This window comes from Phenylobacterium sp. FG114 (assembly GCF_057809855.1).
Genome location: NZ_JBMDKU010000001.1, coordinates 485,615 through 498,297 on the forward strand (window position 1 = coordinate 485,615; position 12,683 = coordinate 498,297).

General features: G+C 69.3%; 15 protein-coding genes. 11 read left to right on the forward strand and 4 right to left on the reverse strand.

All coding sequences use genetic code 11. The annotated features are described in order from the left end of the window. The first annotated feature begins 99 nt into the window (after positions 1 to 99). The 4 genes from ACODSY_RS02485 to ACODSY_RS02500 all read left to right on the forward strand — a co-directional run bounded on the left by ACODSY_RS02485 (position 100) and on the right by ACODSY_RS02500 (position 3,943). Positions 100 to 780, forward strand: coding sequence for a fumarylacetoacetate hydrolase family protein (locus ACODSY_RS02485; protein ID WP_488950042.1), 681 nt, complete (start codon positions 100 to 102; stop codon positions 778 to 780). Next, positions 780 to 1,424, forward strand: a complete 645-nt coding sequence (gene maiA / locus ACODSY_RS02490; RefSeq protein WP_488950043.1) for a maleylacetoacetate isomerase — start codon at positions 780 to 782, stop codon at positions 1,422 to 1,424. Before ACODSY_RS02485 ends, maiA begins: the two co-directional genes overlap by 1 nt. Then, on the forward strand, positions 1,424 to 2,050 hold the full coding sequence (locus ACODSY_RS02495; protein ID WP_488950044.1) for a carbonic anhydrase: 627 nt from the start codon (positions 1,424 to 1,426) through the stop codon (positions 2,048 to 2,050). The genes maiA and ACODSY_RS02495 overlap by 1 nt, the downstream gene beginning before the upstream one ends. A gap of 93 nt (positions 2,051 to 2,143) precedes the next feature. Beyond that, positions 2,144 to 3,943 (forward strand): M2 family metallopeptidase, encoded by a 1,800-nt coding sequence (locus ACODSY_RS02500; protein ID WP_488950045.1) that lies wholly within the window; start codon positions 2,144 to 2,146, stop codon positions 3,941 to 3,943. Positions 3,944 to 4,001: 58 nt separating this feature from the next. On the opposite strand, the gene ACODSY_RS02505 is transcribed toward ACODSY_RS02500, so the two are convergent. Both ACODSY_RS02505 and ACODSY_RS02510 read right to left on the reverse strand, forming a co-directional pair. Beyond that, on the reverse strand, positions 4,002 to 4,955 hold the full coding sequence (locus tag ACODSY_RS02505) for an isopenicillin N synthase family dioxygenase (RefSeq protein WP_488950046.1): 954 nt from the start codon (positions 4,953 to 4,955) through the stop codon (positions 4,002 to 4,004). Between the two features lie 22 nt (positions 4,956 to 4,977). After that, positions 4,978 to 6,858 carry a monovalent cation:proton antiporter-2 (CPA2) family protein gene (locus ACODSY_RS02510; RefSeq protein WP_488950047.1) on the reverse strand — a complete coding sequence of 627 codons (1,881 nt, stop codon included), beginning with the start codon at positions 6,856 to 6,858 and terminating at the stop codon, positions 4,978 to 4,980. 110 nt (positions 6,859 to 6,968) lie between these two features. Between ACODSY_RS02510 and ACODSY_RS02515 the strand changes: the two genes are divergently transcribed. Then, on the forward strand, positions 6,969 to 7,676 hold the full coding sequence (locus ACODSY_RS02515) for a CoA transferase subunit A (protein WP_488950048.1): 708 nt from the start codon (positions 6,969 to 6,971) through the stop codon (positions 7,674 to 7,676). Between the two features lies 1 nt (position 7,677). Further along, positions 7,678 to 8,331 (forward strand): 3-oxoacid CoA-transferase subunit B, encoded by a 654-nt coding sequence (locus tag ACODSY_RS02520; RefSeq protein WP_488950049.1) that lies wholly within the window; start codon positions 7,678 to 7,680, stop codon positions 8,329 to 8,331. Between the two features lie 10 nt (positions 8,332 to 8,341). Here ACODSY_RS02520 and ACODSY_RS02525 read toward each other — a convergent pair whose 3' ends face one another. Together ACODSY_RS02525 and ACODSY_RS02530 are read right to left on the reverse strand one after the other, a co-directional pair. Beyond that, a complete protein-coding gene (locus ACODSY_RS02525) occupies positions 8,342 to 8,986 on the reverse strand; it encodes an NrsF family protein (RefSeq protein ID WP_488950050.1) in 645 nt (214 codons plus the stop codon). After that, positions 8,976 to 9,563 (reverse strand): sigma-70 family RNA polymerase sigma factor, encoded by a 588-nt coding sequence (locus tag ACODSY_RS02530; protein ID WP_488950051.1) that lies wholly within the window; start codon positions 9,561 to 9,563, stop codon positions 8,976 to 8,978. Before ACODSY_RS02530 ends, ACODSY_RS02525 begins: the two co-directional genes overlap by 11 nt. 116 nt (positions 9,564 to 9,679) lie before the next feature. Between ACODSY_RS02530 and ACODSY_RS02535 the strand changes: the two genes are divergently transcribed. From ACODSY_RS02535 to msrA, 5 genes are all read left to right on the forward strand, one after another. Continuing rightward, positions 9,680 to 9,958 carry a BufA1 family periplasmic bufferin-type metallophore gene (locus ACODSY_RS02535; protein ID WP_488950052.1) on the forward strand — a complete coding sequence of 93 codons (279 nt, stop codon included), beginning with the start codon at positions 9,680 to 9,682 and terminating at the stop codon, positions 9,956 to 9,958. A 26-nt stretch (positions 9,959 to 9,984) separates the two neighbouring features. Continuing rightward, entirely contained in the window at positions 9,985 to 10,821 is an 837-nt protein-coding gene (bufB, locus tag ACODSY_RS02540) for an MNIO family bufferin maturase (RefSeq protein ID WP_488950053.1), read from the forward strand. Continuing rightward, on the forward strand, positions 10,814 to 11,575 hold the full coding sequence (locus ACODSY_RS02545) for an HvfC/BufC family peptide modification chaperone (protein ID WP_488950054.1): 762 nt from the start codon (positions 10,814 to 10,816) through the stop codon (positions 11,573 to 11,575). The genes bufB and ACODSY_RS02545 overlap by 8 nt, the downstream gene beginning before the upstream one ends. Further along, positions 11,572 to 12,033 (forward strand): DoxX family protein, encoded by a 462-nt coding sequence (locus tag ACODSY_RS02550; RefSeq protein WP_488950055.1) that lies wholly within the window; start codon positions 11,572 to 11,574, stop codon positions 12,031 to 12,033. The genes ACODSY_RS02545 and ACODSY_RS02550 overlap by 4 nt, the downstream gene beginning before the upstream one ends. A gap of 72 nt (positions 12,034 to 12,105) precedes the next feature. Further along, positions 12,106 to 12,681 (forward strand): peptide-methionine (S)-S-oxide reductase MsrA, encoded by a 576-nt coding sequence (msrA, locus tag ACODSY_RS02555; protein ID WP_488950056.1) that lies wholly within the window; start codon positions 12,106 to 12,108, stop codon positions 12,679 to 12,681. Positions 12,682 to 12,683 lie beyond the last annotated feature (2 nt).

Below are 12,683 nucleotides of genomic sequence, written 5' to 3' on the forward strand. Positions count from 1 at the left end.
CGGGGGGAGGCCGGCGACAGGGCGGCTTTCCCTGACGTAAGGATACTGTCCCGTAGCGTGGGGTTCACTTCCCGCGCCGGGGGGCCTATGTGCGCGGCCATGGCCGAGTTCGTGCTCTCCCCACCGCCCGTTCCCGTCGTGCCCGTGGAGGGCGAAACGGGAGGCTTCCCGGTCCGCCGGATCCTGTGCGTGGGGCGCAACTACGCCGCCCACCGCCGCGAGATGGGCGGCGACGACCGGGACCCGCCGTTCTTCTTCGCCAAGCCCGCCGATGCGATCGTGCCCCCGGGGTGCGACCCCGCCTATCCGCCGCGCACGGGCAACCTGCACCACGAGATCGAGCTGGTGGTGGCCATCGGCAAGGCCGGCCGCGACGTGGCCGTCGGCGACGCGCTGGGCCTGGTCTACGGCTATGCGGTGGGGGTGGACCTCACGCGCCGCGACCTGCAGAACGCCGCCAAGGACAAGGGCCAGCCGTGGGACGCCTCGAAGGGCTTCGACGACTCCGCGCCGATTTCGCCGATCCGTCGCTGGACGGGCCCGCCGCCCCAGGGGCGCATCGCCATCGCGGTGAACGGGGCGGTGAAGCAGGACGCCGTCGTGGTGGACATGATCTGGAACGTCGCCGAGATCGTCGCCGAAGCCTCGAAGCTGTGGGCCCTGGAGCCCGGCGACCTGATCTATACGGGAACGCCCGAGGGCGTTGGCCCACTGGTCAAGGGCGATAGGGTCGAGGGTGAGGTCGAGGGCGTCGGCCGGCTCGCCTTCACGGTGGCCTGATGGGCTGGACCTTGCACTCCGCCTGGCGGGCGACGGCGCCCTACCGGGTGCGCATCGGCCTGCAGCTCAAGGGCTGCACGTACGACTATCATCCCATCGACCTGATCGCGGGCCAGCAGCGCGAGCCAGAATACCGTGCGGTGAATCCGCAGGGCTTGACGCCGGCGCTGGACCTGGGGGACGGCCACGTGCTCGCTCAGAGCCTGGCGATCCTGGAATGGCTGGAGGAAACGCGGCCCGAACCGCCGATCCTGCCGCGCGCCGCGATCGATCGGGCGATGGTGCGGCGGATGGCGGGCATCATCGCCTGCGACATCCACCCGCTGAACAACACCCGGGTCGGCCGCAAGCTGCACCAGATGGGCGTGCCACAACCGCAGATCACCGAGTGGATCCACGGCTGGATCCGCGATGGCTTCGACGCGTTGGAGCCGCTGATCGCCCAGCACGGGGGCGCCTACGCTTTCGGGGACGCGCCGACGATGGCCGACATCTGCCTGGTCCCGCAGGTCTATTCGGCGCGACGTTTCGAGCTGGACGTCGCTCCGTGGCCGAAACTGGTGGCGGCCGCCGACCACGCCGCAGAGCACCCGGCCTTCGTGGCCGCCCACCCCAACCAACAGCCGGACGCGAAGCCCCTCTGATGCCCAAGACCCTCGAAGACCTGAAAGTGAAGAACCGGGCCTGGGCCGCGGGCAAGGTCGCCGTTGACCCTGGCTTCTTCAAGCGGCTGGAAGGCCAGCAGGCGCCGGAATACCTGTGGATCGGCTGCTCCGACAGCCGGGTGCCGGCGAACGAGATCGTGGGCCTGGATCCCGGCGAGCTGTTCGTGCACCGCAATGTCGCCAACCTGGCCCCGCCGCAGGACGCCAACTACCTGTCGGTGCTCCAGTTCGCGGTCGAGGTGTTGAAGGTGAAGCACATCCTGGTCGTCGGCCACTACGGCTGCGGCGGGGTGGCCGCAGCGGTCGACGGGCAGCGCCGGGGCCTGGTCGATCACTGGCTGCATCCCATCCGCGAGGTGCACCAGGACCACCGGCACGAACTCGACGTCCTGCCGGACGAAAAGGCGAAGTGGGACCGGCTGGTCGAGCTGAATGTCATCCGGCAGGTGAAGAACGTGGCCTCGGACGTCTTCGTGCAGGACGCCTGGGCGCGCGGCCAGCCCCTGACCGTGCACGGCTGGGTCTATACCCTGGGCACCGGGATCGTGACCGACCTCGACGTCAGCGTGACCGGGCCCGACGATCTGGCGGAGTACGAGGACTAGGTTCGTCGCGCCGCGGTTGACCTTATCGCCGACCGCCGCTTGTGTCGGACCCAGAGGCGGAAAGCCGCCAACGGAAACGACCAGGACCGAAGTATGAAACGGAAGCTCATGGCCGCGTGCGCGCTGGCCGTCCTCGTGGGCGCGACGCCCGCCGCCGCCCAGCCCCAGCCGACGGCCGCCGAAGCCAAGGCGTTCGTGGAGAGCGCAGAAGCCCAGCTCGACCGCGTCAACGCCTTCGCCAACCGCGCCGCCTGGGTGCGCGCCAACTTCATCACCGAGGACACTCAGTGGCTGGAGGCCAAGGCCAACGCCGAGCAGAACGAGCTGGTGACCAAGCTGGCCACCGAGGCGGCGAAGTTCAACGGCGTCACGGTGGACGCCGTCACCGCGCGCAAGCTGAAGCTGTTGAAGCTGTACCTGGTCTCGCCGGCGCCGAACCGCCCCGGCGCGGCCGAGGAACTGGCGGGCCTGGTGACCAAGCTGGACAGCACGTACTCGTCCGGGAAGTTCACGTACAAGGGTAAGCAGATCACCCTGAACGACGCCGAAGACGTGCTGGCCAAGAGCCGCGACCCGGCCGAGCTGAAGGCCGCCTGGGAAGGCTGGCATGGGGTGGCGGCGGTGATGAAGCCGGACTACGCCCGGTTCGCGGCGCTGTCGAACGAGGGCGCCAAGAGCCTCGGCTTCAAGGACACCGGGGCCCTGTGGCGGTCGAACTACGACATGGACCCCGACGCCTTCGCCGCCGAGACCGACCGGCTGTGGAAGCAGGTGGAGCCGTTCTACAAGAACCTGCACTGCTATGTGCGCGCCCGCCTCAACGAGAAATACGGCGACGCGGTGCAGCCCAAGACCGGCCCGATCCGCGCCGACCTCCTCGGCAACATGTGGGCCCAGCAGTGGGGCAACATCTACGACATCGTGCAGCCGAAGACGGCCGCGTCCAGCTATGACCTCGACAAGCTGCTCGAGGCCAAGGGCTACGATCCCGTGCGCATGGTGAAGACCGGCGAGGGCTTCTATTCGTCGCTGGGCTATTCGCCCCTGCCGCAGACCTTCTGGGAACGCTCGCTCATTGTCCGGCCCAAGGACCGCGAGGTGGTCTGCCACGCCTCGGCCTGGGACCTGGACGACAAGAACGACATCCGCATCAAGATGTGCACCAAGGTGAATGCGGACGACTTCCGCACCATCCACCACGAGCTGGGGCACAACTACTACCAGCGCGCCTATCAAAACCAGCCGACCCTGTTCCGCAACGGGGCCAACGACGGCTTCCACGAGGCGATCGGCGACTTCGCGGCGCTGTCGGCGTCGACGCCGACCTACCTCAACCAGATCGGCCTGCTCGACACCGTGCCCGGGGCCGAGGAGGACATCCCGTTCCTGCTGAAGATGGCGCTCGACAAGATCGCCTTCCTGCCGTTCGGCCTCCTGGTCGACCGCTGGCGCTGGGAGGTGTTCTCGGGCGAGGTGACGCCGGACCACTACAACGACGCCTGGTGGGCGCTGCGCCTGAAGTATCAGGGCCTGACGCCGCCCGCACCGCGGCCGGCCGACGCCTTCGACCCGGGCGCCAAGTACCACGTGCCGGGCAACACGCCGTACACCCGCTACTTCCTGGCTCACATCTACCAGTTCCAGTTCCACCGGGCCGCCTGCCAGCAGGCCGGCTGGAAGGGCCCGCTGCACCGCTGCTCGGTCTATGGTCAGAAGGCCGTGGGCGAGAAGTTCAACAAGATGATGGAGCTGGGCCAGTCGCAGCCGTGGCCGCAGACCCTAGCGGTGTTCTCGGGCGAGACCCGCACCGACGCCAGCGCCGTGGCGGACTATTTCAAGCCGCTGGATGCGTGGCTGGTGAAGCAGAACAAGGGGCAGCAGTGCGGGTGGTAGGCGGCTAGCGAACCTCCCGGACTCCTCTCCCCTCAGGCTTCGCCTCGGGGGAGAGGAGCTAAGCCAGTTTGATCTCTTTCAGGCGTTCCTGGAGGTAGCCGTCCGCGGTGATCGGCTCGGGGTAGCGGTCGGGGTGCTGGGCGTCGACGGTCTGCGGCAGCGTCCTGATCAGGTAGTCCGAGTTGAAATGCAGGAAGAACGGCGTCGAGTAGCGCGGGAAGCCGCGGCGCTCGGGGGCCGGGTTGACCACCCGGTGGGTCGTCGACGGCAGCTTGTGGTTCACGAGCCGCTGCAGCATGTCGCCGATGTTGCAGACCAGGCTGCCGGGCGGCGGGTTGATCGCGATCCAACGGCCGTCGTGGTCCTTCACCTCGAGCCCCGCCTCCTCGGCGCCGAGCAGCAGGGTGATGACGTTGATGTCCTCGTGGGCGCCGGCGCGGATGTGCGGGCCGTCCTTGGGCACCGGCGGATAGTGCAGCAGGCGCAGGATCGAGTTTCCGAAATCGACCTTGTCGTCGAAGAAGTGCCGTTCGAGGCCCAGGTAGCAGGAGATCGCCTCCAACACCTTCAGGCCCATGGCGTCCAGGGCGTCGTAGAGCCACTGCACCTTCTCGTGGAACTCGGGCAGTTCGGCGTCTGGCCAGACGTTGTCGGCCATGTGGTCGCGGAACTTGTGGCCGGGCGGCAAGTCGCGGCCGACGTGCCAGAATTCCTTGAGGTCGTAGTGGGTGTGGCCCTTGGCGGTCTCGACGCCGAAGGGGGTGTAGCCACGCTGGCCGCCGACGCCGAGCTTGTACTTCGTCTTGGTCGCCTCGGGCAGGGCGAAGAACTGCTTCATCTGGTCGATGGCGGCGTCGACCTTGTCCTGCGGCAAGCCGTGGTCGGAGATCACCGCGAAGCCCCAGCGGGCGTAGCTGTCGCCCAGGCGCTGGGTGAAGGCGTTGAAGTCCTTGGAGAAGAGCTCGAACGAAACGGGCTCGATTTTGTCTTGGAGGTCGAGGGCTTGGCTCATTTCCGGACTTCTACACCCGGAGCTAGCTCGCCTCCAACCGGCGCCGCTCGGCGGTGTCGTTGTCGGCTTCCTCAGCCTCTTCCTTGCCCAGGCGGCGCATTTCGGCGGCCAGCAGCTTCTCCATGGTCTCGCGGCTGTCGCGGACGGCCATGGCGTAGCGTTCCTCCTCGCCATAGACCGGCGCCAGGCGCTTGAAGAGCGCCTTGTCGTGGTCGCGGAACACGGTGACCGCCTTGGCCGCGCGGCGTTCCGAAAGGCCCAGGCGCAGGAGCGCCTTCTTGCCGAACAAGAGAGCGCTCTCGAAGGTCTCGCGCACGATGTCGTCGCCGCCCACTCGGACCAGCTCATAGGCGTGCCGCCGGTCGAAGGCGCGGGCGATGATGGTGAGGTTCGGGAAGTACTCGGTCGCGGCCTTCACCAGCTCGACGGCCTTGTCCTTGTCGTCGATGGCCACCAGCAGCAGCTTGGCCTTCTCGGCGCCGGCGGCGCGCAGCAGGTCGAGCCGCGAGGCGTCGCCGTAGTGCACCTGCCACCCGAAGCGGCGGATGGTGTCGATCTGCTCGATGGACGAGTCCAGCAGCACCACCTTGAAATCGTTGGCGGTGAGCAGGCGGGTGGCGATCTGACCGAAGCGGCCGAAGCCCGCGACGATGGCGTCGGGCGCGCCGTCGTCGAACGGCAGTTCCTCGGGCTCGGCCAGGCCGGCCGTGCGGTTCAACACCAGCTTCTCATAGAGGGCGAAGGCGATCGGCGTGAGCGCCATCGACAGCGCCACCACCGCGGTCATCAGGGCCGCCTGCTCGGACGGGAGCACGCGAGCGGCGAGCACGAAGCCGATGAGGACGAAGGCGAACTCGCCGCCCTGGGCCAGGGAGACGGCGACCGTGCCGGCATCGCGGCGTCCGCGCCGGAAGACCACCGCCACGGCGTACATGGCGGCGAACTTGGCGACCATCAGCCCCACGGTCAGTGACACGACCAGCACCGGCTGCGCGGCGACCAGGCCGAAGTTCAGGCCCGCGCCGACGGTGATGAAGAAGAGGCCGAGCAGCAGGCCGCGGAACGGCTCGATGTCGGTCTCCAGCTCACGGCGGAACTCGCTCTCGGCCAGCACCACGCCCGCCAGGAAGGCGCCCAGGGCCGGCGACAGGCCCACCAGCTCCATCAGGGCGGCGACGGCCACCACCAGCAGCAGGGCCGAGGCGGTGAAGATCTCGCGCAGCCGGGCGGCGGCGATGAAGCGGAACAGCGGACGGGTCAGGTAGCGGCCGCCGATGACCACGAAGGCCACGGCGGCGAAGGTGGCCAGAACCCGCAGCCACTCCGGCTGACCGTCCATGACGCTGGCCCCGTGGCCGGTGGCCTCGACGGCGCCCGCCTGATGGCCGACGGCCAGCAGCGGCAGGAAGGCGAAGAGCGGGATCACCGCCAGGTCCTGGAACAGCAGCACGCCGAAGGCCGCCTGTCCGACCGGGCCTTGCCGGAGCCCCTTCTCCTCCAGGCTCTGCAGCACGATGGCGGTGGACGACATGGCGAGGATAAGCCCTGCGGTCAGGGCCACCCGCCAGTCGGCGCCCAGCAAAAGGGCGACGGCGCCCACCAGCGCGGCGGTCGCCAGCATCTGCGCCATGCCCAGGCCGAAGATCGAGGTGCGCATTTGCCAGAGCAGGGCGGGGCGGACTTCCAGCCCGATGAGGAACAGCAGGATGACCACGCCGAACTCGGCGAAGCGCATAACGTCGCCCGGCTCGCCCACCAGATCCAGGACGAACGGCCCCACCAGCGCGCCGGCGATGAGGTAGCCCAGCACCGAACCCAGCCCCAGGCGCTTGGCGATGGGAACCGAGACGACACCGGCAGTCAGATAGACCAGCGCCTGGATCAGGAAGGAATCTGCGTGCATCTCGGCTCCAGCTTAAGCCGTGACACGTGGGTGTGATGGCGAAATCATCAATCGATGAATTTTTTCGCCGACCCGTTCCCAACCCACGTTTTGCGGCGTATTGGGCGACCATGGCGGACAAGGTTTCCAAGGACGCAGTCGAGGCGCTCGCGGGTCGGCTCTTCGACGGCATGACGATCATGGCGGGAGGCTTCGGCCTCTGCGGCATCCCGGAGAACCTGATCGCGGCGATCCGCGCGGCGGGCGTGAAGGACCTGACGGTCATCTCCAACAACTGCGGCGTCGATGACTTCGGCCTGGGCGTGCTGCTGGCCGGCGGTCAGATCCGCAAGATGATCTCGAGCTATGTCGGCGAGAACAAGCTGTTCGCCGAGCTGTACCTATCGGGCAAGCTGGAGCTGGAGTTCAACCCGCAGGGCACGCTGGCCGAGCGCATCCGGGCCGGCGGCGCGGGCATCCCCGCCTTCTTCACCAAGACCGGCGTCGGCACCCTGGTCGCCGAGGGCAAGGAAGTCCGCGAGTTCGACGGAGAACTCTATGTGATGGAGCGGGGGCTCACCGCCGACCTGTCGATCGTGAAGGCGTATGTCGGCGACCGCGAAGGCAACCTGACCTACCGGATGACCGCGCGGAACTTCAATCCGATGATGGCGACGGCCGGGAAGGTCTGCGTCGCCGAGGTCGAGAAGATCGTCGAAACGGGCACGCTGGACCCGAACAACATCCACACGCCGGGCATCTTCGTCGATCGCATCTTCGAGGGCGTCCAGGAAAAGCGCATCGAGCAGCGCACCGTCCGCAAGCGGGAGATCGCGTAACATGGCCTGGACCCGCGACCAGATCGCCGCCCGCGCCGCGCAGGAGCTGCGCGACGGCTTCTATGTGAACCTGGGCATCGGCATCCCGACCCTGGTGGCCAACTACATCCCCACGGGCATGTCGGTGACGCTGCAGAGCGAGAACGGCATGCTGGGCATGGGCCCCTTCCCCTACGAGGGCGAGGAGGACCCGGACCTGATCAACGCCGGCAAGCAGACGATCACGGCGCTGCCCTCGAGCTCGTATTTCTCGTCGGCCGACAGCTTCGCGATGATCCGCGGCGGCCACATCGACCTCAGCATCCTGGGCGCCATGCAGGTGGCGGCCAACGGCGACCTCGCCAACTGGATGGTCCCGGGCAAAATGGTCAAGGGCATGGGCGGCGCCATGGACCTGGTGGCCGGCGTGAAGCGCGTGGTGGTGGTCATGGAGCACACCGAGAAGACTGGCGCGCCCAAGCTCCTGAAGGCCTGCACCCTGCCGCTGACCGGCGCGGGCGTGGTCGACCTGGTGGTCACCGACCTGGCGGTCTTCGACGTGGGGCGGGGCAAGACGCCGCTCACCCTGCTGGAGCTGGCGCCCGGCGTCAGCCTCGATGAGGTGAAGGCCAAGACCGAGGCCCCGTTCCAGGTGGCGGACAAGGTCGCAGCCTAGGCGGAGGGCCTTAACGCCAGCGCAGGGCGAGGGGGCCCACCGCGGCGCCCAGGGCCGTGCTCAAGGCGATGCCCAGGCTGTACCAGGTGGCCACGAAGGCGGGCGCCGTCTCGCCGCAGTGCAGGCCGTAGGCGAGCGCCGCGACGCCGCCCGCGAACAGGCCTGCGGCGGCGCCCGCGACCGCCAGGCGGGTCGGCGCGAACCGGCGGATCGCCACCATCGCCAGGGCGAGCGTGGGCGCCGAGAGGATCAGGATGTTGAACGGGCAGCGCCGCCAGGACTGGCCGAGCCACAGGTCCATACGCGTGTCGGCCGGCGCCGTCAGCAGTTGGAAGAGCCCGAGGCCGACCAGCAGCGCCACTGCCAGCGCGCCCAGGACCGCGCCGCCGCGTGGCGAGGCCGCCGGGCGCGAGAGACGCTCGGCGCACAGGAACCCGGCCACGCCCAGCGCCGCCGCATAGCCGGCCTTCATCCAGAAGGCCCCGCCCTGGACAGCCGTGGCCAAGTCGGCGCGCAGGCCCAGCCACGCGAGCACGCCGACGAGCGCGGCGGCCCCGCCGACGAGGGCCACGAGCGCGATCCGGCCCTGGACGGCGCGCGGGGACACGGGCGCCAGGTCCGCGGCCAGGCTGTCGATGAGCCGATCAGTCTCCACGGGACGCCACCCTCGCCATCAAGGTCTTCAGCGCGCGGTGCAGCGACACCTTGGCCGCGCCCTCGGTCATGCCCAGCCGCTCGCCCGCCTCGGCCAGGCTGCGGCCCTCGATCTTGACGTCTCGGACCAGCTGCTCCTGCCGCTCGGGGAGGCCGCCGAGCAGCCGCCCCAGGTCGGCCGCCGTCTCCGCCCCGCGGTCGGCGTCGACCCAGAGCGTGTCGGCCACATCGTCCAGCGGCACGTGACGGCGGATGCGCCGGCGGCGCCAGTGGTCGATCAGCTTGTAGCGCGCGATGGCATAGGCCCAGGCGGTGAAGGGCTGGCTCGCGTCGTAGGTCATCCGGCGGCTGTGCACGGCCAGCAGGGTCTCCTGGATCAGATCCTCCGCGTCGGCGACATGGTCGGCGCCCAGCCGGTGGCGGAAATACGGGGCGAGGCGGGCGTTGAGCACGGTCAGAACCTCCCGCCAAGCGGGGCCATCGCCGGCCTGTGCACGAAGCATCAGAGCCTTCAGCCGGGCTTCGACCTCTGGGACCAACTTCGCTCCGCCTCGGGACAGTTCGCGCCGCGCCGCCAAAGGTTACATCGCAGGCGGCGGAAAAAAGAAATCGCCCCTCCTGTAACCTGCGCCGCCGACCCCGCGAACTAGCTCCCGACTGCGCCGCTGTGGCCGGTCGCAACGAGGAGCATCACATGAAAACGGCTCAAACGACCCTGGCCGCCGCCGCCATCCTTGCCCTGATGGGCGGGGCCGCCATGGCGCAGGACGGCGCCAAGAAGCCCGCGTCGACGGAGAAATGCTACGGCGTCGCCAAGGCCGGTCACAACGACTGCAAGGCCGGCGCGGGCACGACCTGCGCGGGCACCTCCAAGGTCGACTACGACGGCAAGGCCTTCAAGGAAGTGCCGGCCGGGACCTGCGTCACGATGAAGACCCCCAAGGGCATGGGCTCGCTGACCCCCAAGGCCTGATCCCAGCCCTCTCGCGGATGCGCCTCATGGCCCCGTCCCTCACCGCAGGCGTCAGCCTGAAGCCGCAGCACTACGGCGAAGCCCTGGCCTGCGGGGACGAGGGGCTGTGGTTCGAGGCGCATCCCGAGAACTACATGGCGGCCGGTGGGCCACGGCTGGCCTGGCTCGAGGCCATCGCCGCCGCGCATCCCATCTCCCTGCACGGCGTCGGGCTGTCGCTCGCCGCCGACGAGCCACCCGACGCCGATCACCTGGCGGCCCTCAAGCGCCTGGGCGATCGCGTGCGGCCGGCGGTGGTTTCCGAGCACCTGGCCTGGTCGACGCGACGCGGCGTCTATGCGCCGGACCTGTTGCCCTTCCCGCGGACCCGCGCGGCCCTGGCCCGGATCGGCGACAATATCGACCGGATGCAGTCGGTGCTGGGCCGCAGGGTGCTGATCGAGAACCCCGCGCTCTATCTGCCGCTCGAGGGCCATGCCTTCGACGAGGTCGAGTTCCTGGCGGAACTGGTCCGGCGGACCGGGTGCGGCCTCCTGGTCGATGTGAACAACGTCTTCGTGAGCGCCAACAACCTCGGCTACTCGGCGGAGGCCTATCTCGACGCCATCCCCGGTGGCGCGGTGGGCGAGATCCATCTGGCGGGCCATGCAGCCGATGAACGCCTGGGCGCTGCGCTGCTGATCGACACGCACGGGGCGCCCGTGGCCGAGGCGGTCTGGCGGCTGTACGAGCGGCTGATCACGCGGATCGGTCCCCGGCCCACCCTGATCGAGCGGGACGACGATATTCCGCCCTTCGCCGACCTGCTGGCCGAGCGGGACCGCGCGCACGCCTTGCTGGCCCGGGAGCCGGCCGATGCCTGACGGTTTCCACGACGCCTTCCTCGCGGCGGTCGCCGGTGCGCCCGAGGCGCTGTCGCCGTGGTGCGATGCGCGCAGCGCCGGTCCCGGTCTCTCAATCTATCGCAACACCATCGCCAAGGGCTGCGCCGACGCCCTGGCCGCGCAGTTTCCCAGTGTCGAGCGGGTCGTCGGGGCGGCCTGGCTCGCCGCCGCCGCGGGTGCTCATGCCGCCGACCATCCGCCAAGGCGCGCGTCCCTGCTCGACTATGGCCAGGACTTTCCCGACTGGCTGTCGCGCTTCCCGCCGGCGGCGGACCTCTCCTTCCTGGCCGACCTCGCGCGCATGGACCTGATGTGGACCGCGGCCCATCTCGCGGCCGATGCGCCCGCCCTGGAGCCCGCGGCCCTGGCGGACCTGGGGCCGAAGGCCTTCGCCGCCCGCGCCCTGGTCCTGCATCCGGCGACGCAGTTCGCGGAATTCGCGATCACTTCGCCAAGCCTCTGGCGCGCGTTGCAGCCGCCCGACGAACCACCAGCGGGCTTCGAGCTGGATGTGGAGCCGCAAGGCCTGCTGATCGTCCGGCCGGGCCTCGACATCGCGCACAGGGTGGCGGGTCGCGGCGAGCTGGCGTTCCTGCGGGCGTGTCGGGGGCAAGCCGCGCTGGCCGACGCCGCGGTCGCGGCGCTGAGCGCCGACCCCGATTTCGATCTCGCCTCCGCCTTCGCCGGCCTCGTCGCCGAGGGCGCCTTCTCCGCCTTGAGGACGCTCCCATGACCAGCCATTCCACCACCCGTTCGGGCGCCGTCGTCCCGGCCCGCGCCTTCGGCCGCCTCGCCAGCCGCCTGATCCCCGAAGACCTCGTCCTGCTGCTCGCGCGCCTTGGCGTGGCGGCGGTGTTCTTCCAGTCGGGCCGGACCAAGGTGGACGGCCTGCTGCACATCACGGACGGGACCTACAGCCTGTTCCGCGAGGAATATCGGCTTCCGCTGATTCCGCCCGACCTCGCCGCCCACCTGGCGACCTATGCGGAACACCTCTTCTCGGTCCTGCTGGTCGTCGGCTTGTTCACGCGCTTCTCCGCCCTGGCTTTCCTGGGCATGACGGTGGTGATCGAGGTCTTCGTCTATCCGGACGCCTGGCCGACCCACCTGAGCTGGGCGGCCCTGCTCGTGGGTCTCGTCGCCCGCGGCGGCGGCCGCTGGAGCCTCGACCGGCTCCTGAAGCTGGATTGAGATCCGGCGCCGCCCGCCCCACGTTTCGCACTCGAGATGACCCGCATCCCCCTGACTGGCATAGTGAAGATCATGAACAGAAAGCTTTTCGCGGCCGCCCTGACCGGCGCGACCCTCCTCGCCTCCGCCGCCCCGGCCGCGGCGACCAAGACCGCCGTGTTCGCCGGCGGGTGCTTCTGGACCGTCGAGAAGTTCTTCGAGGAGACGCCCGGCGTGACCCAGGCGGTGTCGGGCTATTCCGGCGGCTCCTCCACGCGACCGACCTACGAGAACCATGCGGGCCACCTGGAGTCGGTGCGGGTCACCTACGACCCGGCCAAGGTCAGCTACGCGCAGCTGGTGGACGTCTTCTACCACCACATCGATCCGACCGACCCGACCGGCCAGGTCTGCGACAAGGGCCCGTCCTACCGCACCGCCATCTTCGCCGGCAGCGCCCAGGAGCGGGCGATCGCCGACGCGGCGAAGGCGAAGTACGAGAAGCAGCTGGGCGCGAAGATCACGGTCACCACGCGCAACGCCGCGCCGTTCTACAACGCCGAAGCCTATCACCAGGACTTCTACAAGAAGAACCCCACGCACTACGCGCGCTACCGGGAAGGCTGCGGCCGCGACCGGGTGCTCAAGGTGATCTGGGGCGGCCGCTGATC